The organism is Acinetobacter sp. 742879 (assembly GCF_000588535.1).
Lineage (GTDB): Bacteria > Pseudomonadota > Gammaproteobacteria > Pseudomonadales > Moraxellaceae > Acinetobacter > Acinetobacter pittii.
Genome location: NZ_JFYC01000012.1, coordinates 33,414 through 58,099 on the forward strand (window position 1 = coordinate 33,414; position 24,686 = coordinate 58,099).

The window sequence follows — 24,686 nt, forward strand, 5'->3', positions numbered from 1 at the left end:
AAACCTCTACATTAATCATCTGATTTGGGTTAAGCAAAAACCGTGCACAATTTAGATGCAAAGCTTAGTCAATAAACGTTGCACCACCCATATATGGGCGTAATACTTCTGGAATCTCGATAGAACCGTCTTCACGTTGGTAATTTTCCATTACAGCAAGCAAAGTACGTCCAACTGCCAGACCTGAACCATTTAGTGTGTGCACCAATTCGGTCTTCTTTTGATCCATTCTGTAGCGCGCTTTCATGCGGCGTGCCTGAAAATCACCCATATTAGAGCAACTAGAGATTTCACGATAAGTATTTTGGCTTGGAACCCAAACTTCTAAGTCGTAAGTCTTAGTTGCACCAAAGCCCATGTCACCACCACAAAGCAAAATCTTGCGGTATGGCAAACCTAGTGCCTGCAAAATGCCCTCAGCATGTGCAGTAAGCTCTTCAAGTGCTTGCATAGATGTTTCAGGTTTAACGATTTGCACCATCTCAACTTTATCAAATTGATGCTGACGAATTAAACCACGGGTATCACGACCATAAGAACCAGCTTCACTACGGAAACATGGCGTATGCGCTGCATATTTTAAAGGCAAACGTTCGGTATCAATAATCTCATCGCGAACGAAGTTAGTAACTGGAACTTCTGCTGTAGGGATGAGGTAATATTCTTTTTCACCTTGAAGTTTGAATAAATCTTCTTCAAATTTTGGCAACTGACCAGTACCACGAAGTGAATCAGCATTGACCAAATAAGGCACGTAAGCTTCTGTATAGCCATTCTTTAAAGTATGGGTATCAAGCATGAACTGTGTTAATGCACGTTGTAGGCGTGCTAAAGAACCTTTCAATACGCTAAAACGTGAACCAGTCAATTTAGTAGCGGTTTCAAACTCTAAACCACCCATCCACTCACCTAAATCAGTATGATCTTTGATTTCAAAATCAAACTGACGAGGCGTACCCCATTTTGAGATTTCAACGTTATCATCTTCATCTTTACCAGCAGGAACAGACTCATCTGGTAAGTTAGGAATACTCAACGCTTTTTGTTCAATCTCGTTTTGTAACTCTGACAAAGCAACTTCAGCAGCTTTGATTTCGTCGCCAATGGCTTGCATACGCGCCATGATTTCAGAAGCATCACCACCGGATTTTTTAATCTGACCCACTTGTTTTGCACCGGCATTACGTTCTGCCTGCAATTTTTCAGTTTTTGATTGCAAATCTTTACGGCGAGTTTCTAAAGAAGCCCATTCTTGAACATCTAATTGAACACCGCGTTTTGCCAAAGCCGCATTAACGGCTTCAATATTATTTCTGAGTAACTTAGGGTCGATCATAATCAATCATAATATGGGTAAAAAACTGGCTATAGTGTAAGGCCTTAACACTAAAAAATATAGTGATCATCTTCATAACGAATAGCTTTCACACAATTCTTAGAATAGATCACTTATTTTAAAAGTTATAGTTTGGCACACTTGGTAAATACTCAGGTTTAATGAACTTACCCGCATCAAAATATGGCAGCGTTAATTCAGACATTCCCTCTGCATATGAAGCTAGCTCATAAATTGGATAGACAAATACAATGCCATTAGCACCATAGTAGAAATTATCGCTTAGCTGAAGTTTTTCACGGCTAATATTGTGCGCTTGAAGCCAATTTGTATTTGCTTCAAAAAGAGCATCAACCAACTGTTTTTCAACATCTGGCTGAATAAGTTCAGCAACAGTAATGTGCTTTTTATTTAATAAGTCAAAATTTACAAATTCTTGATGAGACATGCCGTGTGCAGCACCAGCTGAGTATGAATAAGTCTGTAATGCAAAGGTAGCAAGATTATAGTTTTGCCCTAAATAGCGAACATAAATTGCACTTTGACTTGAACTTGGTTCACCTTCAGGTACTTCAACTGGTTGATCGGCTAAATTTGCAAAAGCATTCGGATCTGCTTTCTTTATACGATTGGTGAAGTAATCATTAATCCATTTTTGATTGGTCTGTACTGTTTGAAAATCATACTCAGTACAACCATCTTCTAAGCAAACTTTTGATTTTGGCAATTTTACCGGGATTACTTTTGCTTGAATTACAGGAACACCAGCCTCTTTCGTTTCTTTAACTTTTGCAGTCGAAGCAGCCTGCTCTTCTTTGGCTGCCGACTTTGGTTGGCAACCAGTCACCATTGCCATTGCAGCCATTAATGGAAGAATACAAATAATTTTCTTATCGTAAAGTCGCATAATAATCCCCATGAATTTACCTCTAACACTATACAAAGCGTAAGAATAAGACGGGGTTAAAAAATGTATCTGTTTCTCTTATATAAAAAAAAGCTACCGTTAAAGTAGCTTTTTTGAAGAGGCTTTAATTATTGGTCAATAACATCTGTACCTTTTGGCGGCGTAAAGTTAAAGACTGATGCCGGAATTGAAGCATTTACTTTAACGTTCTTAAAGCGTACATAGGTGGTTTGACCTAATGAGTCTTGTAATACCATAAGTGTAGGCGCTTTATTTGCTCCGAAGCTAATTGTTAAGCTTTGGAATGCCCCATCTTCTTTTTTAGGGAATAATGTGAAATAAAGTTTAGATTTATCGGGTTGTGTTACACGATAAGACTTCATGATTTGGTTGGTGTTACCAGAGAGTAATAATGCTGGTGTATCTGCAACCTGATCATCTAAGCTTTGGCGGACCGCTTGTTGTAAATCTGGATCATAGATCCAAACTGTTTTTCCGCTCGTTACAATAGTTTGTTTAGCAGGACTTACTGTTTCCCAATAAAATTTCCCCGGACGCTCAACTTTCATTGAGCCTTTAAATGTCTGGTTCATATGCTGTGCACTTAAACTCTTTTTCTGTGCCACAGTTTTTGTATTGGCTTTAGTTGTTTGTTCAAAGTCGGCAGTCAAACGCTGTAAACCTGATAACTGATTAACCAGGTTCCCAATTGCCTGTTGCTCCGGTGCTGCTACAGGCGCAGCAAACACTGTAGTACTCATTACAGGAGCAAGCACTGACGCGCTAAGTGTAATAGCACACATAGTTTTACGAAGCATATTCATGTCATCACCTTTTTAGTTGCTGTAAGACAACTTACTCTCTTTCAAAGTAAAGTTATGAAGTTGAGTAAGCTCTTAATTCAAGACTCATATTAACCGACAAACTCTGTGCTAATCATTGAGAAAATAAGATATTTTGTTATGTTATTCATGTTGTTTGTAGAATTTCATTCATCATGATGAAGATGAATAAAAATAAATGCCATAAAAAAAGCCCACAAAATGTGGGCTTTTTTCGAGCTAAAACTTATACAGTTTCAACTTTTACGTAGCGACGGCCAAATTGACCTTTCACTTCGAATTTTACTACGCCGTCAGCAGTAGCAAATAAAGTATGGTCACGGCCCATACCAACATTTGCACCAGCGTGGAACTCTGTACCACGTTGACGAACGATGATGTTACCAGCAGTTACAGCTTGACCGCCGTAAACTTTAACACCTAACATTTTTGGGTTTGAATCACGACCGTTCTTCGTCGATCCACCGGCTTTTTTAGTTGCCATGTCTCTTACTCCTCGTGATTAGCCTGAAATACCAGTAATTTTCAACTCAGTGAACCATTGACGGTGACCTTGTTGTTTACGGTAGTGTTTACGACGACGCATTTTGATGATGCGGATTTTGTCGTGACGACCATGACCAATCACTTCTGCAGTTACTTTAGCGCCAGCTACAACTGGAGCACCGATTTGAATGTTGTCACCGTTTACAACCATTAATACATCATCAAATGTAATAGTCGCACCAGATTCAGCTTTCAATAATTCAACTTTAAGGGTTTCGCCCTCAACTACACGGTGCTGTTTACCACCGCTTTGGATTACTGCGTACATAATGTACTCCAATCAGCCCGTGTCGTCGTGTCGATAAAGGGATATATCGATCTTAAAACGATCGCCACTGGGGTTATACAAGGCGACAGATTTTAAGTGAAATTTGATCAAACGACAAGTATTTTCTATCTATCAGTAAAGCATGATCCCCTATTCTTACAAAATCAAACAGCTTGGACTGGAATTTAGCAGTTTTCATTGATTCTGAATGAAAATTAAAATACAGTTCCAAACACAAATTGCGTCAAGAACAAGTTGTATTAATGCTGATGTCATTAAATTTATTGTTTTGCCGAAAACATCGTATTTTGCTTAAATAAAGAACAAAAAACGCTTAAAAACAATAGAAATGATTAATATCAGCCACTTGTTAAGCTATGCAACACATCTTTAATTGATACACTAACGCCACTTATCTACCAATACGGGGTTTTTCTTCATATGGTCATCGATTTCAAGCAAGACATTCTTGCGCCTGTTGCTTCAGACTTCGCTGCGATGGATCACTTGATTAATGAAGGAATTAGCTCAAAAGTCGGTTTAGTCATGTCTGTCAGCAAACATGTCGTTGAAGCTGGCGGAAAGCGTATGCGTCCAATCATGTGTTTACTTGCAGCACGTGCTTGTGGTTTAGATAACATGGCAAATGCACAGCGTTTAGCTGCAATCATTGAAATGTTACATACCGCGACACTAGTCCATGATGATGTGGTAGATGAATCTGGGCTTCGTCGTGGTCGCCCTACAGCAAATGCAACGTGGAACAATCAGACAGCTGTTTTAGTCGGTGACTTCCTGATTGCTCGTGCTTTCGATTTACTGGTCGATTTAAACAACATGACTTTATTGAAAGACTTTTCAACAGGGACATGTGAAATTGCTGAAGGTGAAGTATTACAACTTCAATCACAGCATCAACCAGATACAACTGAAGAAACTTATTTAAAAATTATTCATGGTAAAACGTCTCGCCTATTTGAGCTGGCTACAGAAGGTGCTGCTATTTTGGCGGGGCAAGAAGCGTATCGTGAGCCATTAAGATTGTTTGCCGGTCATTTTGGTAATGCATTCCAAATTATTGATGATATTTTAGACTACACCTCTGATGCTGAAACATTAGGTAAAAATATTGGTGATGATTTAATGGAAGGTAAGCCAACTTTACCGTTAATTTCTGCATTAGCGCGCTCAACAGGTGAAGAGCATGCGATTATTCGTCGCAGTATCGCAACCGGTGGAGTAGACCAACTATCTCAGGTCATCGAAATTGTACAGAAGTCTGGTGCTTTAGATTATTGCAACCAACGTGCCCAAGAAGAAACAGAAGCAGCACTGCAAGCTTTATCAAACCTACCCGATACACCGTATCGTCAGGCTTTGATTAACTTAACTCAGCTTGCGTTACATCGAATACAATAGATATTATTTTGCCTATGCATATAAATTTTTCAGATCTTTTTTTAAAAATAGAGAAACAGCTTGAGGATCCTCGAGCTGTCATTGATGAAAATCTACTGATTGAACTCGTCAATGTCATCCGACCATCCAACCCACAAGATACGGATGAAATTAAGAAAAAAATACAGGCTTTTATTGAAAGTCTTTTGCGCACACCTACAGCGCCCTTCTTACTACAAACTTTTTTATTACGTTTAATTAATCGCTATAAGCAAGTTAGTTTATATGCTGATAGTGGAATTTTGTCTTTAGATGGTTTCTGGAACCAGCTTGGGCAAAGACTCGGAGCACATTTTTTACCGCTAATTGAAGACTCAAGCCAACTCAAAATATTAATTGGTAAAATTTTCTATTTAGAAAGTGACAAAATTTGGCTCAATAATATTGATGATGAAGATTGGGCAAATTTATTTAGTCTTATTGGGCAAAGCCAAAGTAATGTCGATGAGAAGTTAGTCATTCAAAGTGAAATGATTAAAGCCATTACAGTCCTATCTTATCGAATTAGTGGAATTGGTCTTTATCCCGAATTTATTAACGCTCAGCCAGAATTAACAGAATATGAGTCACCGTTTTTAGTTCAGAACCGTGAAATTATTGAGTTTATTGAAAAGTATAAAAAACAAGAAATTTCTGAACATGAAATTGCAGTTATTTCCCCGCCCGATGCATCACAAGCATTTGTTATGTTGGAACAATGCCGAGATGTGGTTTTAAAGATTCGCCGTGCGACCAAAAGAATTGGTGTCAGCTTAAGTTTGACTTATTTGCTGTCATTACTTGAGCAATGTCTTGATCGAATTGAGTTATTACTTTATCTGGTCGTAGATAACACTAAAGGAAAATATGTTTCTTTAGGACATCTGATTTCCGATTTAACCAAGGCACATTACAGCGAAAAAAGTGTTCGCTCATTACTCAGTACGACTAGTGAACTCATTGCCTTTCAAGTTACAGAAAATGCCAGCCGTACAGGTGAACATTACGTAAGTACGGATACCAAAGGCTTTTGGGGAATGTATAAAGCTGCCGCTGGTGCAGGTGTCATTATTGCCTTTATGGCATCTTTAAAAATTCTTGCTGCAAGAATGACAATGGCCCCGCTCATGCAAGCGTTTACTTTCAGTATGAATTATTCCCTAGGTTTCATTCTGATTCATGTTCTGCATTTTACAGTTGCGACCAAGCAACCCGCTATGACGGCGGCGGCTCTTGCTGCAACAGTGCAGCAACGTAAAGGCTCTAAAACGGCTCAAATTGCAGAGTTAGCGGCGCTTATTATTAATATTATCCGAACGCAATTTATTGCTATTTTAGGCAATATTTCAATTGCGATTCCTACTGCTGCACTCATTACTTTTGCTTGGCAGTTTTACCTTGATGAACCGTTATTAACCCATACTAAAGCAACATATCTTCTACACAGCTTAAACCCCTTTACTTCACTAGCAGTTCCACATGCGGCAATTGCTGGAGTATGTCTGTTTTTGTCAGGTCTCATTGCAGGATACTTTGACAACATGGCTGTTTATCGAAAAGTCGGCCCGCGTCTAAGAGCACATCGCCGTTTAGCTAGCTGGTTTGGGCAAGATCGCCTTAACCGTTTTGCTGAATATATTGAACGTAATTTAGGTGCATTAGCCGGTAACTTCTTATTCGGTATTATGTTAGGAAGTATGGGAACCATAGGCTTTATCCTAGGTCTACCTTTAGATATCCGCCATATTGCCTTTGCATCCGCTAACTTTATTCAGGGTTTAATGACTATTAACGGCAGCCCAGATATCGGACTGATTATCGTTTCCTTTCTCGGTGTGTTATGTATTGGTCTCACCAACTTATTTGTGAGTTTCACCTTAACAATTATTGTGGCATTACGAGCGCGTCGAGTCCGCTTTGAACAATGGAAACCTTTAGCCAAATTGGTCATGACTCATTTTTTAACTCGTCCAAGCGATTTTTTCTGGCCACCAAAACAACCATTAGAACTTGAAGAAAACACTTCAACAAATAACGGAAAAAAAGCAGACCACTAAAAATTTTGCTTTGTACACAAAATATGATTTTCGTCAATTTTGTTGTGATTGTTTTTCCAAATGTTAAAAAATTTTCAAAATGAATTTACGATGATCTATCAGGCTTGAAAAAAAGTGTACTGGCAAGTACACTTTTAACGGCTTTCAGTAGTAGACACTGCTTGAACAAGCAAAGGTATATACATGCCCTATTTATTGCTTTTTATTGGTTGTATTTTTTTAGGATTAGGTGTTCTTGGTCTTTTTGTACCAAGACTTCAATCTTTGGATCTTCTCACCGTTCAAATATTGAGTGAAAATCGATCAGATTATCTTAACTCTATTACGACCTTTCTAGCACGTGTAGGTGGTATGCCTTTTGTATGTTTTTTATCCTTATTGGTGTGTATATATCAAGCATGGTATAAAAAATATATTACTGTTATTTTCATTAGCGTGGGTGTTCTTGGCAGTATCATCACGGGTTGGCTGCTCAAGTGGTGTGTTGACCGTCCAAGACCCCCACAGGTATATCATATTGTCGAAAGTTATGGTGCATCGTTCCCAAGTGCACATAGTGTTTATGCATCAACACTGGCTTGTATGGCAATGATAATGTTATGCCATAAGCCCAACACTAACTCTCCTTATATCATTTTGATTTCCTGTCTTTGGTTTATCTGCATGGGGCTTTCAAGAATATATGCTGGAGTTCATTTTCCAACAGATGTACTCGCCGGTTGGGGCATAGGTTTTATTTGGATTGCACTGCTTTGGCTCTGGTTATTACAAACACAAAGTAGGTTAAGTAGAAAACAAATATATTTTTAGATTTTATCTAAACGAGGTGGAACAATGATGTCGGCTAAGCTTTGGGCTCCTGCCCTTACTGCTTGCGCATTAGCAACAAGTATCGCACTTGTTGGTTGTAGCAAAGGCTCCGATGAGAAACAGCAAGCTGCTGCTGCTCAGAAAATGCCGCCTGCAGAAGTAGGTGTTATTGTTGCTCAACCACAAAGTGTTGAACAAAGCGTTGAACTCTCCGGCCGTACTTCAGCATATCAAATTTCTGAAGTTCGCCCTCAAACAAGTGGCGTGATTTTAAAACGCTTGTTTGCTGAAGGAAGTTACGTTCGTGAAGGACAGGCTCTATATGAACTGGATTCTCGAACTAACCGTGCAACGCTTGAAAATGCAAAAGCTACCCTTTTACAACAACAGGCAAATCTAGCTTCACTACGTACTAAGTTAAACCGTTATAAGCAACTTGTTTCAAGTAACGCTGTATCTAAACAAGAATATGACGACTTACTTGGTCAGGTTAATGTTGCCGAAGCACAAGTTTCTGCTGCAAAAGCTCAAGTAACGAATGCAAATGTTGATCTTGGCTACTCTACAATTCGCTCACCAATTTCTGGTCAGTCTGGACGTTCTTCTGTAACAGCAGGTGCTTTAGTCACTGCTAACCAAACTGAACCTTTAGTGACGATTCAACAGTTAGATCCGATCTATGTTGACATTAACCAGTCTAGTGCCGAGTTATTACGTTTACGTCAACAACTTAGCAAAGGCAGTTTAAACAATAGTAACAACACGAAAGTGAAATTGAAGCTCGAAGATGGTTCAACTTACCCAATCGAAGGACAACTTGCTTTCTCTGATGCTTCTGTAAATCAGGATACAGGAACGATTACTTTACGTGCCGTATTCTCAAACCCGAATCATCTGTTACTTCCAGGCATGTATACCACTGCACAGATTGTTCAAGGTGTAGTTCCTAATGCTTACCTGATTCCTCAAGCTGCAATTACACGTTTACCTACAGGTCAAGCTGTAGCAATGCTTGTTAATACCAAAGGTGCTGTTGAGAGTCGTCCTGTTGAAACCTCTGGTGTTCAAGGACAAAACTGGATTGTGACTAACGGTCTTAAAGCTGGTGATAAAGTGATTGTTGACGGTGTTGCCAAAGTTAAAGAAGGGCAAGAAGTTTCAGCAAAACCTTACCAAGCTCAACCAGCGAATCCACAAGGTGCAGCTCCAAATGCGACAAAACCGGCTCAATCAGGTAAACCTCAAGCAGAACAGAAAGCATCTAATGCATAAGGGGTAGATTGAATGGCACAATTTTTTATTCATCGCCCCATTTTTGCGTGGGTGATTGCATTAGTCATTATGTTGGCAGGTATTCTTACGCTAACAAAAATGCCTATTGCACAGTATCCGACGATTGCACCACCGACAGTTACAATTGCTGCAACTTATCCTGGTGCATCTGCTGAGACTGTTGAAAACACTGTAACCCAGATCATTGAACAACAAATGAATGGTCTAGATGGTTTACGCTACATTTCATCTAACAGTGCTGGTAACGGTCAGGCCTCTATTCAATTAAACTTTGAACAAGGTATTGATCCAGATATTGCACAGGTTCAGGTTCAAAACAAATTGCAATCTGCAACTGCGCTTTTACCTGAAGATGTACAGCGTCAAGGTGTAACAGTAACTAAATCTGGTGCAAGCTTCTTGCAAGTTATTGCATTCTACTCACCAGATAACAGCCTTTCTGATTCAGACATTAAAGACTACGTAAACTCGTCTATTAAAGAACCGCTTAGCCGTGTTGCTGGTGTGGGTGAGGTACAAGTCTTTGGTGGTTCATACGCAATGCGTATTTGGCTTGATCCAGCTAAGTTAACCAGTTACCAGCTTACACCTAGTGATATTGCGACAGCTTTACAAGCGCAAAACTCACAAGTAGCAGTAGGTCAATTAGGTGGTGCACCAGCTGTACAAGGTCAAGTGCTTAACGCAACAGTGAATGCACAAAGTTTGCTGCAAACACCTGAACAGTTTAAAAATATCTTCTTAAAGAACACAGCATCTGGTGCTGAGGTTCGTTTAAAAGATGTTGCACGTGTAGAGTTAGGCTCTGATAACTATCAGTTTGACTCGAAGTTTAACGGTAAACCTGCTGGTGGTCTTGCAATTAAAATTGCAACTGGTGCCAACGCACTTGATACCGCAGAAGCTGTTGAACATCGTTTATCTGAATTACGTAAGAACTATCCAACAGGTCTTGCAGATAAACTAGCTTATGACACGACTCCATTTATTCGTCTTTCAATTGAAAGTGTTGTACACACATTAATTGAAGCGGTAGTTTTGGTATTCATTGTCATGTTCTTGTTCTTACAGAACTGGCGTGCAACGATTATTCCAACACTTGCTGTACCTGTTGTTGTGTTAGGTACATTCGCTGTTATTAATATCTTTGGCTTCTCAATTAACACCTTAACCATGTTCGCCATGGTATTGGCAATTGGTCTTCTGGTCGATGACGCCATCGTTGTGGTCGAAAACGTCGAACGGGTTATGAGTGAAGAGCATACCGATCCGGTCACGGCGACCTCACGATCAATGCAACAGATTTCTGGCGCGTTAATTGGTATTACAAGCGTATTAACAGCGGTATTCGTACCAATGGCATTCTTTGGTGGTACAACTGGTGTAATTTACCGTCAGTTCTCGATTACCCTTGTAACAGCAATGGTTCTATCGTTAATTGTAGCGTTAACATTTACACCGGCACTTTGTGCAACCATTTTAAAACAGCATGATCCTAACAAAGCACCAAGCAATAATATTTTTGCTCGTTTCTTTAGAGGCTTTAACAATGGTTTTGACCGCATGTCGCATAGCTACCAAAATGGTGTTAACCGCATGCTTAAGGGCAAAATCTTCTCTGGCGTGCTTTACGCTGTAGTTATTGCTTTATTAGTGTTCTTGTTCCAAAAACTCCCATCTTCATTCTTACCAGAAGAAGATCAGGGTGTGGTAATGACGCTTGTTCAATTACCGCCAAATGCAACGCTTGACCGTACAGGTAAAGTGATTGACACCATGACAAACTTCTTCATGAATGAAAAAGATACTGTGGAATCGATTTTCACCGTTTCGGGCTTCTCATTCACAGGTGTTGGTCAAAATGCTGGTATTGGCTTCGTTAAATTGAAAGACTGGAGTGAACGTACTTCACCAGAAACTCAAATTGGCGCATTGATTCAGCGTGGTATGGCATTGAATATGATCGTTAAAGACGCATCTTACATCATGCCTTTACAGCTTCCAGCAATGCCTGAATTAGGTGTAACAGCCGGATTCAACTTGCAACTTAAAGATTCAAGTGGTCAAGGCCATGAGAAACTTATTGCTGCACGTAATACGATCTTAGGTTTGGCTGCACAAGATAAACGTCTTGTGGGTGTTCGCCCTAATGGTCAAGAAGATACACCTCAGTATCAAATTAATGTAGACCAAGCTCAAGCTGGTGCCATGGGTGTGAGTATTGCCGAAATTAACAATACGATGCGTATTGCATGGGGTGGCTCATACATTAACGACTTCGTTGACCGTGGCCGTGTGAAAAAAGTTTATGTTCAAGGTGATGCGGGTAGCCGTATGATGCCTGAAGACTTAAACAAGTGGTATGTACGTAATAACAAAGGCGAAATGGTACCGTTCTCTGCATTTGCTACTGGCGAATGGACATATGGTTCTCCACGTCTTGAACGTTATAACGGCGTGTCATCGGTTAACATTCAAGGTACACCTGCACCTGGCGTGAGCTCTGGTGACTCGATGAAAGCAATGGAAGAAATTATTGATAAGTTACCATCTATGGGCTTACAAGGTTTCGACTATGAATGGACAGGTTTATCACTTGAAGAACGTGAGTCTGGTGCTCAAGCTCCATTCTTATATGCACTTTCATTGTTAATCGTTTTCCTTTGCTTGGCTGCATTGTATGAAAGCTGGTCTATTCCGTTCTCGGTTTTACTTGTGGTACCACTCGGTATTATTGGTGCAATCGTATTAACTTACTTGGGTATGATTATTAAAGGAGATCCAAATCTCTCAAATAACATTTACTTCCAGGTAGCGATGATCGCGGTAATCGGTCTTTCTGCAAAAAATGCGATCTTGATTGTTGAGTTCGCAAAAGAGCTGCAGGAAAAAGGTGAAGACCTGATTGAAGCAACTTTACATGCTGCAAAAATGCGTTTACGTCCAATCATCATGACTACCCTTGCCTTCGGTTTCGGTGTACTTCCGCTTGCCCTTTCAACAGGTGCAGGTGCAGGAAGTCAGCACTCTGTTGGTTACGGTGTACTCGGTGGCGTACTCAGTGCAACGTTCTTAGGTATCTTCTTTATCCCTGTATTCTATGTGTGGATTCGTAGTATCTTTAAGTACAAACCAAAAACCATAAACACTCAGGAGCATAAATCGTGATGCAAAACGTATGGTCTATTTCAGGTCGTAGCATTGCGGTATCTGCACTTGCGCTTGCTTTGGCAGCTTGTCAAAGCATGCGCGGCCCAGAACCAGTCGTGAAAACCGATATTCCACAAAGCTATGCATATAGCGCTTCTGGTACGTCTATTGCTGAACAGGGTTACAAACAGTTCTTTGCTGACCCTCGTTTGCTCGGAGTGATTGATTTGGCACTTGCCAACAACCGCGACTTACGTACAGCAACGCTCAATATCGAACGTGCTCAACAGCAATATCGAATTACACAGAACAATCAGCTTCCAACAATCGGAGCAAGTGGTAGTGCAATTCGTCAGGTTTCTCAAAGCCGTGATCCGAATAACCCCTACTCTACTTATCAAGTAGGTCTGGGTGTAACTGCCTATGAGCTTGATTTTTGGGGCCGCGTACGTAGCTTAAAAGATGCTGCATTAGATAGTTATCTTTCAACGCAAAGCGCACGTGATTCGACTCAAATCAGTCTAATCAGTCAAGTGGCTCAAGCATGGTTGAACTATTCTTTCGCAACTGCCAACTTAAGACTTGCAGAGCAAACACTTAAAGCACAGCAAGATTCTTATAATCTCAACAAAAAACGTTTTGATGTGGGCATCGACAGTGAAGTTCCACTACGTCAGGCACAGATTTCTGTAGAAACTGCGCGTAATGATGTAGCGAACTACAAAACACAGATTGCTCAAGCGCAAAACTTGTTGAACTTGTTAGTTGGCCAATCAGTTCCACAAAACTTGTTGCCAACCCAACCTGTAAAACGCATTACTCAACAAAATGTATTTACAGCGGGTTTACCAAGCGACTTGCTTAACAACCGTCCAGATGTAAAAGCTGCTGAATATAACTTAAGCGCTGCCGGTGCGAATATCGGTGCTGCAAAAGCACGTTTATTCCCAACCATTAGCTTAACGGGTTCTGCAGGTTATGCATCAACTGACTTAAGTGATCTATTTAAGTCTGGTGGTTTTGTATGGTCAATTGGACCAAGCTTAGACTTACCAATCTTTGACTGGGGCACTCGTCGTGCGAATGTGAAAATTTCTGAAACTGATCAGAAAATTGCATTGTCTGATTATGAAAAATCAGTTCAGTCTGCGTTCCGCGAAGTTAATGACGCGCTTGCAACTCGTGCCAACATTGGTGAGCGTTTAACAGCTCAACAACGTCTAGTAGAAGCAACTAACCGCAACTACACACTTTCAAATGCCCGCTTCCGTGCCGGTATTGATAGTTACTTGACGGTTCTTGATGCACAGCGCTCATCTTATTCAGCAGAACAAGGTTTGTTATTGCTTCAACAAGCAAACTTAAACAACCAAATCGAGTTATACAAAACTCTAGGTGGTGGTTTAAAAGCAAATACCTCAGATACAGTGGTTAATCAACCATCTAGTGCTGAACTTAAAAAGCAATAAGTTTTAAATAACTTATTCACAAAAGCTCACTTCGGTGGGCTTTTTTATTGCAACTCATCTGAATATTTTTTATCTTGAAACCTTAAGAATTTAGATTGATAAAAAACAATGTTATTGAGTAATTTAGAAAGTGTTCCAGGCCACCAAATTTTAAAGCAGCTGGATGTTGTTTACGGAAGTACTGTTCGTAGTAAACATGTTGGCCGTGACTTGATGGCAAGTTTAAAAAATATCGTGGGTGGCGAACTGACGGGTTATACCGAATTATTAGAAGAATCTCGCCAAGAAGCCATGCAGCGTATGATTGTAAAAGCCCAACAGCTTGGTGCGAATGCAATTGTGGGTATTCGCTTTTCAACTTCCAATATTGCACAAGGTGCTTCTGAGTTATTTGTGTATGGCACAGCAGTGGTTGTGCAGCCTCAAGCACCTCATCTACCCGATCCATTTAATGCATAGGTAGAAAATGGACAATCTTATTTTTCAGCTTGTTATTTTTCTCATTCTTTTCAGCATTGGTTGGGCTTTTGGCCGCCATATTGAACGAAAACATTTGAATGAACTTCTAGAAAAAGAGCAACAATTTGCCCATATCAGAATTGATACCAATCGCTTTGCAACAAGCGATCAGCTAGGCCACTTTATTAGCAGTAATGTTGTGATTTCTCATGATTACTTTAAATATGTATTGGCATCTATAAAAAATGTTTTGGGCGGAAGACTGACCAGTTATGAAAGTATTGTTGAACGTGCTCGCCGAGAGGCAATTGTACGTTTAAAACAACAAGCCCATACCGCAGGAGCTACTCATATTATGGGAGTTCGGCTGAGTACAACCGAACTTGGTATGCAAGGCGGAATGGTCGAAGTTTTTGCTTATGGAACAGCAGTTAAAGATTAATACTGCCCAACCTCAGAAAAATGAATGCGCGGATTGCCAATATTTTTAGTTAAGTGTTGGCAAATTCGGGTAATTTTCCAACGGTCTTGTTGTTTCGCCAACGTAAAATAATAACGACCAAAAGAATGAAAATAATCATTTTCTGAAAAACGATAAATTTGATAATTACATTCTAACCAAGCTTGATCTTGTTCAATTCGAACCAGAGGATTGCTCAAATTGTGCTGTAGTCGCAAATGGGATAAGGCTTGCTGCCGAGAACCTTTATATTCATGACAAGATACGACACATAAAGGCTCTCCTCTAAATTGGAAATAGTCCACCTCAAGTTGATCTGCCAACAACTCATCAAAAGCATCCCAATTTTTCTGATCAAAGACCAATTGAAAACGCGTGACGACTTCTAAAATATGGTGATAATCCTGATCCATGGTGAACCTTCTATGCGGGTTTTTCACCAATTTAGCACGGCGAAATCACTTTTTTATTTTACTTTTGTTTTCCGAATCATTTTATAAAGAAGTTTTGGTGACATCCGAGAAACCATCACACCTAGTTTTTCTTTGGCCCCACCCACAACAATATATTCTTGCCCCTGTACTAACGCTTTTACAGCTTGCTCTGCAAAAACATCTGCTTCTAAACCATTTTCAATTGCTTCATCTTGATGGCCTTGAGGTTCCCCTGCACCATTGAGTGCATTGAAAGAAACATTGGTTTTTACGAAACCAGGGAAAATAACTGAAACTTCGACACCTTGATCTGAGACCTCAGCACGTAAACTATTTGCCCACATGTGAATCGCTGCTTTAGCAGCCGAGTAACTTGCACGATACTGTGTACCTAATAAACCCGCTACACTCGACACAAATACAACTCGGCCAGACTTTTGTTTTAGCATGGTCGGTAATACGGTTTTGGTGAGCGCGACTTGTGAGAAATAATCGACTTCCATAATGGCGCGTTCAGTTGCCATGGTCGTGTCTTTAATTAAAGCACGTTGGCTTAAACCCGCATTATTGATGAGCCAGTCAATACGACCTTTCGCCTTTAAAATCTGCTTATAAGCCTCTTGAACCTGCTTTTCATCAGTAATATCTGCGACCACAGACAAATGATGGTCGGGATTTAATAAACCAACCCGAACCTCTTCTAATTCTTCAAAACGACGCGAGGTCAAAATCAGCTTTGCGCCTTGTAAAGCGAGCTCTCCTGCTAAGGCCTTACCCAAACCAGAAGATGCGCCCGTAATCCATACCACTTTATTTTGCAAAGTATCAAGTTTGGCCATGTGATGTTCCTATTATCTTTTTAAATTATGCTGCTTGGTGCATGAAGGCCAAAAAGTGGTTGATATAATGAGTTGCTGTGGTCTGATCGACCTGTGTCCCTAACTTTTCCAAACGTTTATAGCCCAAATGCGTCGTCATGTTGATGACTCCGTTAAGAGTTTTATCGACAACCAAATTAAATTTTAAACGCTTTTTAGGTTCACGTACTAGGCTTGTTACGCCTAAATCCACAATTTGTATGAGCGTTTCAAATGCAGCCGTAATGCTTTGCATATTACCGTCACGAATTTGCTGGGTAAGAGTTTCGGCTTGTTGTACGAGTTGAAGTGTGACCGGATAGGTAATATAAACTTGCTGCCCTTGCTCTTTCATGAGAGAGGTCATGTAGTCAACTAAGGGTAAAAGACGTTCATTTCCAAAGAATGAAACCGACCACGGCATGTATTTTCGAAAAGTCTCTAAAACTTGGTGAATAACTTTTTCAGACTCAGCCTGTTGTTTTGGAGACATGCTTGCATTTCCTGACTGTAAAAGCACAGAAAAAACCTGCTCAATAATTTCACAAGAAAGATCAGACAATACATCCCCCAAAACTTTTGCCTGACTTTGGCTTACCCCATCATGCAGTTTTTGTCGAATAGCCTCGAATTGTGTATAAGTCGAATCGGAAATTTTCAAAAAAACTTCATAACTCATCAGCAGCATCCTTTTTCAATTCTTTTGTAATTTTTGTGCCGTGTCGCCACACGATTAAATTGTGATCCATCTTTCATAAATCTACCGTTTTTTGAAAAAAATACAAAACCGTTTATCTGTTTTCAGCACATTAATTTCGAGGCATTTTTTTGCTACAATAGATGCAATTTTTTATGCATATTCGATCTAAGCTACTATGACTGACGCTCAAACCGCTCAAAATATTGCAACCACATACGATCCAACCGAGATCGAAAAGAAGTGGTACAAAACGTGGGAAGAACAAGGTTACTTCAAACCTTCTGGTCACGGTGAATCATTCTGTATCATGATTCCGCCACCAAACGTCACTGGTAGTTTGCACATGGGCCATGGTTTTAACAATGCCATTATGGATGCCCTCACCCGTTATAACCGCATGATGGGTAAAAACACTTTGTGGCAACCGGGTACAGACCATGCTGGTATTGCAACTCAAATGGTTGTTGAGCGTCAACTTGGCCTACAAGGTGTAACTCGTCACGACTTAGGCCGTGAAAAGTTCATTGAAAAAGTTTGGGAATGGAAAGAACAATCTGGCGGCACGATCACTAAACAAATCCGTCGCTTAGGTTCTTCGGTAGACTGGTCACGTGAACGCTTCACGATGGACGAAGGTTTATCAAACGCAGTTAAAGAAGTATTCGTTCGTTTACACGAAGACGGTTTAATTTACCGCGGTAAGCGCCTAGTAAACTGGGACCCTAAACTTCAAACAGCACTTTCTGACCTTGAAGTAGAAAGCAAAGAAGAAAAAGGCTCACTTTGGCACTTTAAATATTTCTTTGAAGACAAATCAGTTAAAACTCAAGACGGCAAAGACTATTTAGTCGTTGCAACAACTCGTCCTGAAACTTTACTTGGTGATACTGCTGTTGCTGTTCACCCTGAAGATGAGCGTTATGCGCACCTTGTTGGTAAAAACATTGTATTGCCAATTACTGGTCGTTTAATTCCGATCGTTGCAGATGACTACGTTGAAAAAGACTTCGGTACTGGCTGTGTAAAAATTACCCCTGCTCATGACTTCAATGACTATGATCTAGGTAAACGCAATAGCTTGCCAATCATTAATATCTTCAACAAAAACGCCGAAGTTTTAGGTGAGTTTGAATATATTGCCAAAGCTGGCGAACAAATTTCTAAAACCATTACTGCACCTGCGGAATATGCTGGTTTAGAGCGTTTTGAAGCACGTAAAAAATTAGTTGCTCAAGCGGAAATGGAAGGCTGGTTAGATCAAATCCAACCGTATGACTTAAAAGCGCCACGTGGCGACCGTTCAGGCGTGATCATTGAGCCATTATTGACTGACCAATGGTACGTAAAAATTGCTCCGCTTGCTGAACCTGCAATTGAAGCAGTTCAAGATGGTCGCATTAAGTTTGTTCCAGAACAATATAGCAACATGTACATGGCGTGGATGCGTGACATTCAAGACTGGTGTATTTCACGTCAGCTTTGGTGGGGTCACCGTATTCCAGCTTGGTACGATGCAAATGGCAACATCTATGTTGGCCGTAACGAAGAAGAAGTCCGCGCGAAAAATAACATCGCTGCTGACGTTGAACTTAAACAAGACGAAGACGTTCTTGATACATGGTTCTCATCTGCACTTTGGACATTCTCAACTTTAGGTTGGACTGGCGACGCACAAAAAGACGCAGCAAATGATTTCTTAAAAACTTTCCACCCAACAGATGTGTTGGTGACTGGTTTTGACATCATTTTCTTCTGGGTTGCCCGCATGATCATGATGACCTTGCACTTCATGAAAAATGAAGATGGTTCATCGCAAGTTCCATTTAAGACTGTTTACGTTCACGGCTTGGTACGTGATGGTGAAGGTCAAAAAATGTCGAAGTCTAAAGGTAACGTACTCGACCCATTAGACTTGATTGACGGTATTGATTTAGAAAGCTTAGTTGCAAAACGTACAACTGGCCTAATGAACCCTAAAGATGCAGCGAAGATTGAAAAATCAACGCGCAAAGAGTTCCCAGAAGGCATTAATGCTTATGGTACTGACGCAGTTCGTTTCACGTTCTGTGCACTTGCAAACACTGGTCGTGATATCAAGTTCGACTTAAAACGTGTTGAAGGCTACCGTAACTTCTGTAACAAAATCTGGAACGCAACTCGTTTCGTTTTGATGAATGTTGAAGGCCAAACTGTTGGTCAAGAAGCGCGTCCTGATCTATGGGAACTTCCAGAACAATGGATTATCAGCCGTTTGCAAAAAGCAGAAGCTGCTGTACATCAAGCGTTTGCAACGTATCGTTTAGACCTTGCTGCTCAAGCGATTTACGACTTTATCTGGAATGAATACTGTGACTGGTACGTTGAGTTAACTAAACCAGTTCTGAATGATGCAGAAGTGTCTGAAGAGCGTAAAGCTGAAGTACGCCGTGTATTGCTTGCAGTCATGGAAGCTTCTTTACGTTTGGCTCATCCGCTTATGCCATATTTGACAGAAGAAATCTGGCAAACGCTTGCCCCAATGCTTGGTCAAGGCGGCCCAACCATTATGACTGCTCAATACCCTATTCCTGAGCAAGCAAAAATCAATGAACAAGCTGAAGCAGATATGCAATGGCTTCAAGGCTTGATTGGTGCAGTACGTAACATTCGTGGTGAGTTGGGCTTAGGTAATGCACGCTTGTTGCCAGTATTACTTCAAAACACTTCTGACGCTGAACGTGAACAAATTATTCGTATTGAAGCATTGTTCAAAGCCTTGGCTAAAGTTGAAAGCATTGAATTTTTGAATAAAGATCAAGAACCGCCATTATCTTGCTCTAGCGTTGTAAGCCATGCATCGGTATTTGTACCAATGAAAGGCTTAATCGACCCTAAAGCTGAGCTTGCTCGTTTGCAAAAAGACTTGGATAAAATCCAAAAGCAACACGACCAAATCGCGGGCAAACTTGCAAACGAAGGCTTTGTATCTAAAGCACCAGCAGCGGTTGTTGAAGGTGAAAAAGCGAAGCTTGCTGAGTTTGCTGCTCAGTTAGAGAAAGTTAAAGCGAATATGAAGCAAATTGCTGCGCTTTAGTATTAGATTGGTTGTTATTTAGTAAAAAATCAAGATAAAATCCCCTTCAGACTTGAAGGGGTTTTTTAATGAAAATAAAATATGTAGAAATTGATTCATTATTTGGACGTGACGGTATAATAATATTAAACTTTCATGATGATATTAATGTATTAACAGGGAAGAATGGTGCAGGTAAAACTAATATTTTAAAACTAGTTTGGTACATCATCAGTGGTAATATTGATAAAGCTATTGAAGAGATTAATTTTAGAAATTGTCTAATAAGAACAGATTTATATGAGATTAGAGTCAATTTAATTAGAAGAAATTATTGCACTGTCTCCATTACACCAAAAGATAGGGAAACACTTACCTTCATGGATTATCAAGATGAAGATGTTCTTATATCAGCTGAGGATGAAGCAAATCGATATATAAAAAATATTGGAAGCAGTGTATTTTTACCAACTTTCCGAAGAATCGAAGGTGGTTTTACATTAGATAATAATTACAATAACTCTTTCTATAGAAAAATTACAAAAAATGAAATCGAGGATGCATTAGGGAAATTATCAACTCATTTATCTAACAATGATCATGTTTTTGTAACTTCAATTTCATCTGTTGATATTTCCAATTTATTATTAAAAGAATATACCAAAATTTCAGAGTATTCTAACGAAATTCAAAAGGATCAAGCCAACAAAATTATTAGCTCAATTTCAAGTTTCTCAAAAGATGATAGAAATAGGAAAGATGAATTAGAGGAAGCAATCAAGTTAATTGATAAAATTAAAACTGAAATCGAGTTTTCTGAAAAACTTAGAAACAAGGCTATGAAGCCATTATTAGAAGTACAAAATGTAGTACAAAAAATATTTAAAAAATCTGGCATTGAATTCACTAAAAAAATTACTTTTGGTGATGCGGCTACTGCTATTAAATCAAATATGCTATCAGCAGGTGAAAAACAAATGCTGAGTTTTATCTGCTATAATGCCTTTTATAACAACACAATATTTTTCATAGATGAGCCTGAATTAAGCCTACATGTAGATTGGCAAAGACGACTTTTTTTAATGCTTAATCAACAAAATCCTTCTAATCAATTTATCATTACCACTCATTCACCATTTATATATAGTAAATATCCAGAAAAAGAAGTATGTGTAGATATACGTCAAGATAAAGGTAATTCAGAAAATTTAGGAGAAAGTAATGAGTGATCCTAAATATCCTTCTGTTTCTGAGATCATTAGTACTATTGAGAGATCGGACCTAATTAATGTAATTATAGAAGGTAAAGATGACATTCTTGTATATAGAAAACTTGAAAGAATTTATTTCGATCAAGATTTAAGTTTAATTGCCGCTGGATGCCGTCCTAATGTTTTAAAAGTATTTACTGAAATAAAAGATACTTCACAAATTAATAAATGTATTTTTATTGTTGATCAAGATACTTGGATTATTAATGGTATTCCACAAAAATATCAGCATGATAGAATTTTAACTACAACAGGATATTCAATTGAGAATGATGTTTATATAGACTCAAAAGTTGAAGAAATAATTCTTACACATAAAAATATTAACGAATATAAGAATCATTTAGAAAAATATATTAAATGGTTTACTTTGGCTCTCTCAAGAAATTCAAGTCTAAAAGTAACCCCTTTCAAGTTTTTTGAAAGCGAAAATAATATAAACAATTTTACATTATTAAAGAATGGGGAAGTATTTAATGACAAACTCTACCAAGACTTAATTCATAATTATCATTATAAATTAAGAGGAAAAAATTTAATTTCGTTGGGCGCATGGTTTTTAAATGATAAGGCTAATTCAGGAACTTTTAATCCTCAAGCCTGGATGATCCAGACTCCTATAAATATTGAGAATGGTCATATTCAGGGCCTATTTAATAAAGTTGGTGGGTTATGCCCATCATAATCCTATGTTCTATATCCGATAATAACCCTCTCCCTCTAGGAGAGGGTTAGAAAGGTATTTTTCAAGTTAAAATAAAACACCATAAGTCCTTCAACATTACATCAATCCTACCCAAAACATCATAATTCCAATACCGCACAATTATCAAACCCAAAACTTCTAAAAACTTAGTTCGTGCGACATCGTAAGCTCGACCATCAGCAGTATTATGCTAACCACCATCCAGCTCAATGACCAAATCTATTTCATGGCAGTAAAATCTACAATATACGGTGTAATCACATACTGCCGACGAAATTTATGATTCTAAACCGCTTGGCACGAAGTAATTGCCACATTAAGCTTTTTGCATCTGTTGCATTGCTTCACATAGTTTTAGCGAATTCTAATAATTGTGGATTTAGTTTCATTCTTTATTTTCCATTTTAATTAACCTGACCCCAGCCCTCTCACTAAGGGAGAAGCAGTATCCTTTGTGAATTAAAACTTGTTATTCGATACGCAATGAAGTTCCTCTCCTTTCAGGAGAGGTTATAGCACCCCATGCCCCAACAACATCTCCACCCCACTCACCTTTTTCATATGCTTTAAACGCTCCTTTTCCCACTTCACCTGCAGCTTTAACTCAGCACAATCAGCATCTACAGCTTTATAAACATCACTGATATGTATATGTTCTACTTTTACACTCTTTGCTAACTGAAAAGAATCTAAAATCTCAGCAATTTGACTTTCAAGCTGCTGACTTTGTGCATCCAAAGCCAGTTTATAAAACCGTAACTGCTCCGCAGATAATTCTTTAGTGCCTAACCCTGTATTCTGTTCAAGCTGTAACTGGAGTTTGAGTAAATAAAACAAATCCTGCTTTTCGTAGGCCTGACTTGCTTGTTGGAACAACTCAGTTTTTTCCTGTTTCTTTGTTTCATCTTGCTCACGGTCTGGGTGAATCATCGCGGCAATTTTTAAATAAACTGTTTTGAGCGACTGGGCTGCCATTTGCTCAGCTTGTTCACGTTTCTGTTGCTGTCTTTGCTGCTTGGCTTGTTCTCTCTCTTGTTGTTGCTCAGCAGCATACTTTTCAAAGTCCTCTTCTAAATCTGCACGTTGATCAACGCTTTCTTCATATTCAGATTTTATTGACTGAGCTTTTTTATTCTTCCTTGCTGACTCTCGTGTATGTTGCTCATAAAAGGTATCGATTTGCTTCACTAACTCTAACTGCTCAGCAGATAGGATTTTGGAGCGCTTCAACATTTGTGCAAGTTGGGCAATTTTTTCATCTAGTTGTTGTATGTCTGCTTTGGAAAACTCATGGCTATGCAGCATATTCCAAAGTTGCTCTAGCTGCTGAAATAGCACTTCATGCAAATCGTTATACACAGGCATCAGTTTTTGCCGAATGTGCTGTTGAATCTCAGCTTGTGCATTTTGCCATGTGCTCAGGCTAACTTTTTGCTGTTCTATTTTATCAATCAGGCGATTCAGTTTTTTCTGCTGTGCAGATGGTTCAGACCTTTGCTGCAAGCTCACTTTAAGATCAAAGGACATACTCATCCACCTGAAAAAGAAAAAAGTGTAGCAATAATCAGATGAGTAAGGTAGTCAGGCATTCTTTAAGTCAGAATCAGCCTATTCATTTTTAGAAAATACAATACGACTTAACTAAAGTTTATACATTAAGAGATCCACCAAATCACTAATGGCAAAGTCACGGCAGCACATAGAGTTTGAAAGCTAATCACGGCTGCCATGAGCTGACTATCTCCACCCAAAACTTTGGTTAAAATGTATGAAGCTGAAGCAGTCGGTAGCGCAAAGAAAATGACTAAAATTTGCGTTTGTAAGCTTGGTAAACCAAACCACATGCAGACCGCGTAAGCCAAAGCAGGCACTGCTAAAAGCCGAGCAAACGTGTCTGCTGCCAATACCACAATGTCTTTTTTAATTTGCATAAACTGTAAAGCTGCGCCAACACATAACAACCCTAGCGGCAAACTCGACATTGAAAAAAGCTTAATAAACTGAGTAAAGCCTTCCCAAATTGGGATATGAAGTGCATTGACTGCTGCCCCGACTACACACGATGCAATTAAAGGGTTTTTAAGGAGTGCAATCAAAACAGGTTTAATTGCCATGTGTTCTTTAGAGGTTAAAGCAAGCACCGAAATAACGTTCACAAGAGGAATGCAAAGCGCCAATAAAATTGCCAGAATTGCCATTCCTTCACTTTTAAAAAGTGAAGTCACTAAAGCCAAACCAATATAGGTATTAAAGCGAACCATACTTTGTACATGCACACCAAAACGTGCAGGCGGTATGTGCCAAAACATTCGGAGTATGTATAAAAAGGTGGTCACAGCTAAGACCACAATCAACATCGCAATAATGGCTGTACTCAAACTTTGTAAGTCAATTTTTGCAGTCGATAGCGTACTAAAAAGCAAAGCGGGAAATAAAATATAGTAATTAAGCTTCTCTGCCCCAGCCCAAAACTCATCGCTAAAAAAGCGATATTTTTTAAATAAGTATCCCGATGCAATTAATGCAACTAAAGGAAAAAGAGATAAAACAATGCTATTCATTTCTTTACTCGAGTTCTGTTAGGGCTTGTTGTTTGGCAACTACCTTGGCTTACTCATATATTAAAGATAAT

At 39.3% G+C, this 24,686-nt stretch carries 21 protein-coding genes and 1 pseudogene; 11 read left to right on the forward strand and 11 right to left on the reverse strand.

Translation table 11 applies throughout. The annotated features are described in order from the left end of the window. Nucleotides 1-64: 64 nt before the first annotated feature. The 5 genes from serS to rplU all read right to left on the reverse strand — a co-directional run bounded on the left by serS (nucleotide 65) and on the right by rplU (nucleotide 3,899). Nucleotides 65-1,336 carry a serine--tRNA ligase gene (serS, locus tag J690_RS17975; protein WP_005072887.1) on the reverse strand — a complete coding sequence of 424 codons (1,272 nt, stop codon included), beginning with the start codon at nucleotides 1,334-1,336 and terminating at the stop codon, nucleotides 65-67. Nucleotides 1,337-1,454: 118 nt separating this feature from the next. Further along, nucleotides 1,455-2,255 carry an RsiV family protein gene (locus J690_RS17980; RefSeq protein ID WP_032037320.1) on the reverse strand — a complete coding sequence of 267 codons (801 nt, stop codon included), beginning with the start codon at nucleotides 2,253-2,255 and terminating at the stop codon, nucleotides 1,455-1,457. A gap of 116 nt (nucleotides 2,256-2,371) precedes the next feature. Beyond that, complete coding sequence (lolA, locus tag J690_RS17985; RefSeq protein ID WP_004789378.1) at nucleotides 2,372-3,067, reverse strand: outer membrane lipoprotein periplasmic chaperone LolA; 696 nt, start codon at nucleotides 3,065-3,067, stop codon at nucleotides 2,372-2,374. A 244-nt stretch (nucleotides 3,068-3,311) separates the two neighbouring features. Further along, nucleotides 3,312-3,569 carry a 50S ribosomal protein L27 gene (rpmA, locus tag J690_RS17990; RefSeq protein WP_002116037.1) on the reverse strand — a complete coding sequence of 86 codons (258 nt, stop codon included), beginning with the start codon at nucleotides 3,567-3,569 and terminating at the stop codon, nucleotides 3,312-3,314. A gap of 18 nt (nucleotides 3,570-3,587) precedes the next feature. After that, a complete protein-coding gene (gene rplU / locus J690_RS17995; protein WP_000271409.1) occupies nucleotides 3,588-3,899 on the reverse strand; it encodes a 50S ribosomal protein L21 in 312 nt (103 codons plus the stop codon). A 441-nt stretch (nucleotides 3,900-4,340) separates the two neighbouring features. On the opposite strand from rplU, the gene sdsA reads away from it, so the two are divergent. The 8 genes from sdsA (at nucleotide 4,341) to J690_RS18035 (ending at nucleotide 15,016) form a co-directional block, all read left to right on the forward strand. Beyond that, nucleotides 4,341-5,318, forward strand: coding sequence for an All-trans-nonaprenyl-diphosphate synthase (sdsA, locus tag J690_RS18000; RefSeq protein WP_002116233.1), 978 nt, complete (start codon nucleotides 4,341-4,343; stop codon nucleotides 5,316-5,318). Nucleotides 5,319-5,332: 14 nt separating this feature from the next. Continuing rightward, nucleotides 5,333-7,393 carry a site-specific recombinase gene (locus tag J690_RS18005; RefSeq protein ID WP_014207492.1) on the forward strand — a complete coding sequence of 687 codons (2,061 nt, stop codon included), beginning with the start codon at nucleotides 5,333-5,335 and terminating at the stop codon, nucleotides 7,391-7,393. Between the two features lie 183 nt (nucleotides 7,394-7,576). Continuing rightward, the gene (locus J690_RS18010) at nucleotides 7,577-8,203 is read left to right on the forward strand and encodes a phosphatase PAP2 family protein (protein ID WP_005064516.1); all 627 of its coding nucleotides are present in this window, start codon (nucleotides 7,577-7,579) and stop codon (nucleotides 8,201-8,203) included. A gap of 24 nt (nucleotides 8,204-8,227) precedes the next feature. Beyond that, entirely contained in the window at nucleotides 8,228-9,475 is a 1,248-nt protein-coding gene (adeI, locus tag J690_RS18015) for a multidrug efflux RND transporter periplasmic adaptor subunit AdeI (RefSeq protein WP_032037321.1), read from the forward strand. Between the two features lie 12 nt (nucleotides 9,476-9,487). Beyond that, nucleotides 9,488-12,664, forward strand: coding sequence for a multidrug efflux RND transporter permease subunit AdeJ (gene adeJ / locus J690_RS18020; RefSeq protein WP_032037323.1), 3,177 nt, complete (start codon nucleotides 9,488-9,490; stop codon nucleotides 12,662-12,664). Then, entirely contained in the window at nucleotides 12,664-14,115 is a 1,452-nt protein-coding gene (adeK, locus tag J690_RS18025) for a multidrug efflux RND transporter outer membrane channel subunit AdeK (RefSeq protein ID WP_002116015.1), read from the forward strand. The genes adeJ and adeK overlap by 1 nt, the downstream gene beginning before the upstream one ends. Before the next feature lie 108 nt (nucleotides 14,116-14,223). Then, nucleotides 14,224-14,574, forward strand: a complete 351-nt coding sequence (locus J690_RS18030) for a YbjQ family protein (RefSeq protein WP_000927245.1) — start codon at nucleotides 14,224-14,226, stop codon at nucleotides 14,572-14,574. Between the two features lie 7 nt (nucleotides 14,575-14,581). Beyond that, the gene (locus J690_RS18035) at nucleotides 14,582-15,016 is read left to right on the forward strand and encodes a YbjQ family protein (protein WP_032037324.1); all 435 of its coding nucleotides are present in this window, start codon (nucleotides 14,582-14,584) and stop codon (nucleotides 15,014-15,016) included. Here J690_RS18035 and J690_RS18040 read toward each other — a convergent pair. Genes J690_RS18040 through J690_RS18050 form a run of 3 tightly spaced genes read right to left on the reverse strand, consistent with a single transcriptional unit; the run spans nucleotide 15,013 to nucleotide 17,004 of the window. Beyond that, complete coding sequence (locus tag J690_RS18040; RefSeq protein ID WP_032037325.1) at nucleotides 15,013-15,447, reverse strand: nuclear transport factor 2 family protein; 435 nt, start codon at nucleotides 15,445-15,447, stop codon at nucleotides 15,013-15,015. The genes J690_RS18035 and J690_RS18040 overlap by 4 nt on opposite strands. A 53-nt stretch (nucleotides 15,448-15,500) precedes the next feature. Next, nucleotides 15,501-16,307 (reverse strand): SDR family NAD(P)-dependent oxidoreductase, encoded by an 807-nt coding sequence (locus J690_RS18045; protein WP_005064503.1) that lies wholly within the window; start codon nucleotides 16,305-16,307, stop codon nucleotides 15,501-15,503. Between the two features lie 25 nt (nucleotides 16,308-16,332). Further along, complete coding sequence (locus J690_RS18050; RefSeq protein WP_032037327.1) at nucleotides 16,333-17,004, reverse strand: hypothetical protein; 672 nt, start codon at nucleotides 17,002-17,004, stop codon at nucleotides 16,333-16,335. Nucleotides 17,005-17,200: 196 nt separating this feature from the next. Here J690_RS18050 and J690_RS18055 point away from each other — a divergent pair, with 196 nt between their 5' ends. The 3 genes from J690_RS18055 to J690_RS18065 all read left to right on the forward strand — a co-directional run bounded on the left by J690_RS18055 (nucleotide 17,201) and on the right by J690_RS18065 (nucleotide 22,033). Continuing rightward, entirely contained in the window at nucleotides 17,201-20,098 is a 2,898-nt protein-coding gene (locus tag J690_RS18055; RefSeq protein WP_032037328.1) for a valine--tRNA ligase, read from the forward strand. A gap of 68 nt (nucleotides 20,099-20,166) precedes the next feature. Beyond that, nucleotides 20,167-21,306, forward strand: coding sequence for an AAA family ATPase (locus J690_RS18060; protein WP_032037329.1), 1,140 nt, complete (start codon nucleotides 20,167-20,169; stop codon nucleotides 21,304-21,306). Beyond that, nucleotides 21,299-22,033, forward strand: coding sequence for a DUF4435 domain-containing protein (locus tag J690_RS18065; protein WP_032037331.1), 735 nt, complete (start codon nucleotides 21,299-21,301; stop codon nucleotides 22,031-22,033). The genes J690_RS18060 and J690_RS18065 overlap by 8 nt, the downstream gene beginning before the upstream one ends. 61 nt (nucleotides 22,034-22,094) lie before the next feature. Here the strand turns inward: J690_RS18065 and J690_RS24000 are convergent. The 3 genes and pseudogenes from J690_RS24000 to J690_RS18075 all read right to left on the reverse strand — a co-directional run bounded on the left by J690_RS24000 (nucleotide 22,095) and on the right by J690_RS18075 (nucleotide 24,615). Beyond that, nucleotides 22,095-22,443: pseudogene (locus tag J690_RS24000) on the reverse strand (endonuclease domain-containing protein). Nucleotides 22,444-22,564: 121 nt separating this feature from the next. Beyond that, nucleotides 22,565-23,581: a coiled-coil domain-containing protein gene (locus tag J690_RS18070; protein ID WP_032037333.1), complete on the reverse strand. Its 1,017-nt coding sequence runs from the start codon at nucleotides 23,579-23,581 to the stop codon at nucleotides 22,565-22,567. A 128-nt stretch (nucleotides 23,582-23,709) separates the two neighbouring features. Further along, nucleotides 23,710-24,615 (reverse strand): AEC family transporter, encoded by a 906-nt coding sequence (locus tag J690_RS18075; protein ID WP_032037335.1) that lies wholly within the window; start codon nucleotides 24,613-24,615, stop codon nucleotides 23,710-23,712. Between the last annotated feature and the right edge of the window lie 71 nt (nucleotides 24,616-24,686).